The sequence below is a fragment of the Flavobacterium sp. genome (assembly GCF_044361015.1).
In the GTDB taxonomy this organism is placed as follows: Bacteria; Bacteroidota; Bacteroidia; order Flavobacteriales; family Flavobacteriaceae; genus Flavobacterium.
In genome coordinates this window covers 1-2617 of the sequence record NZ_JBIKJL010000114.1, presented here as the reverse complement: position 1 = coordinate 2617, position 2617 = coordinate 1, and the positions used below count along the sequence as shown (strand labels likewise).

General features: G+C 34.7%; 1 protein-coding gene and 2 pseudogenes. All 3 read right to left on the bottom strand.

Translation table 11 applies throughout. The annotated features are described in order from the left end of the window. Positions 1-487 (bottom strand): annotated as a pseudogene (locus ACIQ2Z_RS12950) (glycosyl hydrolase family 30); the annotation flags it as partial. Between the two features lie 3 nt (positions 488-490). Continuing rightward, on the bottom strand, positions 491-1711 hold the full coding sequence (locus tag ACIQ2Z_RS12945; protein ID WP_396184582.1) for a glycosyl hydrolase family 17: 1221 nt from the start codon (positions 1709-1711) through the stop codon (positions 491-493). A 29-nt stretch (positions 1712-1740) separates the two neighbouring features. After that, positions 1741-2617, bottom strand: a pseudogene (locus tag ACIQ2Z_RS12940) (hypothetical protein); the annotation flags it as partial.

Genomic DNA, 2617 nt, shown 5'->3' with positions numbered 1-2617 from the left:
TAGAGATGGCTTTTGCTTCTAAAATCATCGGAATTAGGTCTTCTTTATCATCTTCAATTGTAAAATTTTCTAATGTTAAGTCATTTTCAACTTTAGCATACGTGTAATTGCTTAAAGAAAAATCACAGGAAGCGATATGTGTTCGGGTTAGAGAATAATTAGCACCGTTTTCACTAAAATAAGCATCTAATATTTTTTTTCGGTTTTCCTTGCTCAATCGATTTAGTAACGAGGCAGAAGCTTCTGTAAATGAGCCGCCAAAACCTGTAATGGTTTGAAATTTTTCTTCCGGATTGATAGTGACAACAACTAGATTTTCATTTTCTGAAAACTCAGCCACTTTGGTTAATGAATTTCCTGCTGCGGATGTTTCGTAAACCTCTATTTCGAGCTCTTTTGTAGTAGCACAATTTGTCATAAAAAACGAGATGATTAACAATAAGGTTAAAAATTTAAAATGGAATTGTATGTTTTTATACTTCTTCATTTTTTAGTTTTTTAAAATGGATGTTGGTGTTTTTACATCCAACCACAGAGCCTTAGTATCACCTTTGTAAGTTTTAGTGATAGGTTTTCCGTTTCTGGTTAAACCTTTAAAAGTCCCTTTGTCTACTTCATTCCAAAGCACGTATTTAGCTTGTGATTTTAAATTAATCAATCCAAAATGATTTTCTGAACCAAGCGGATTGGCTTTGTCTTTCCAATTTTCGTCAAAAGCTTCAAAATAGAAACACGAAATTTTTTCCTTAGTGGTCCATTCTCTCATTAAATTATAAAACTGAGCCGATTTGTATTCATCGGTTGCTTTTGAACCATCGGTTCCATAATGTTCATTTGATTGTGTAGCCCAACCTGTTTCGCCAATATGTACTGGTTTATTCACACCGATGGATTTCATGTATTTCACAACGCTTTCATATTGATTGATGGTATAATCTCTGGATCTCAACATTGCAGCGTCAATCTTTTCTTTTTCGGATAATTTCTGTTCATTTTCTTTAATTTCCCAAAAAACCGGATGGTAGTGGGTATCATGCATTGGATAGGTGTGCATTGAAATATAGTCAACGGCTTTTATCAATTGATTCAATTCTTCAACGTGGTATTCGGCATCTCCACCTCCCCAAGAGGCAAAATTATCAGAACTGGTGATCCAAACACTCTTAGGCAATTTGTGCTGTTTTTTTAAATCTTGTAAATGATTTACCCATTTTAAAATAATAGTTGGCGTAACGTAATAACTGGTGGCCCATTTTACCATGGCTTCGTTTCCTACTGCGATGATTTTAATAATATCGGGATATTGATTGGTTAATCGCACAGCTTCTTCTATTTCAATGGCGTTGCGGCTACTTTCTTCATTGTGAATAGGAGGGAGTTCCGTCCAAGCATTTTTGCAATCAATCCAAGCTCCCAACATGACGTACATTTCGAATTTTGGATCCTCTTTTTTTAATTGGCTAATCGCTTTCAAAAGGTTAGAAACTTCTTCATAATGTACATTATAAGTTCGCAGTACTTTTATGTTTATAGCAGCTAGAATTTTTAAATCTTCTATTATTTCGGTTATTGTGGGTTGCACTTCGCGAGTGTTGGTTCGATAACCTCCATAACAGATGGCTTGATAGTTGTTATTTCCTAAAATCATTTCGGCTGTAATTTCATTTGGAGCTAAATTTCTAGAGTATTTTTGATTACATGATATAACCATAAGGAATACTATGTAAATCAATTTTTTCATTATCTTAAGGTGCTTTCGTTTAAGGAAACCTTTACAGTTATAATTTCTCCGGTTCGATCGAATATTTTTTTGCTGTTCTCTGCATCTAATTCTAAAGCTGGAATGGTCTCTTCTGTTCCATTTTTGAAAAAAAGGTGCAGGGCATTTGAATTAGCTGTTTTGTAAACAATTGGCACTTGACAAACTGTAAAAGCAAGACTGTTTTTTTCAATAGTAATTGTTTTGCTAGTTCCGTCAACCAAAGTAAAAATGGCTTCAGTAGGCTGCGATAAAAACTCTTTCTTTTGCAATAAAGTAGGTTGGAATTTCAATTTTCCATCGTTCATTTTAACTCCAAGTTCAGCAATTCTTGTCAGGATGTCTTCTTTAACTTGACCTGTCATTCCGGGTTGTTGGGCTCCTTTATTGAATGGTGTATGCGAATAGGGATCGGTGGAAAAAGCTCCATAAACTTGAGGCGATTTGTGTACGCCAATACCCTCACCAATTTCATTGAAATGTGAAGCGAGCGAGTCAATTACCTCCGCCTTTTCATGGTTGTTGAGTGCAGATTCGCACATTTCTGAAACGGCAACATGTAATTTCGAAACCATGTGCCAATAAATGGAGCCTAAACCTTCGTAGCCATAAAATGTCCCGGAACGCCCTGTAAATGCTTTATGATTAAAAACATCTTCAAATATTTGCAAGACATTTTTAGATTCTTTAGCAACTAAATCTTTGTATTCCGGATTTTGTCCTAATTCATCCAAGGTATTTTGAACATCATTTGCATTGTGGAAATTACCATTAAAATGATAACCTCCTTTGATGTCCTTGTTGACTAATTGAAAATTATGGTTTTGTAAAAGTTTGTTGAGCAAATCAGATTTTTCA

Excerpts from the sequence above, each read along its gene's own strand:
- ACIQ2Z_RS12945 (WP_396184582.1), bottom strand. The coding sequence starts at position 1,711 with ATGGTTATATCATGTAATCAAAAATACTCTAGAAATTTAGCTCCAAAT.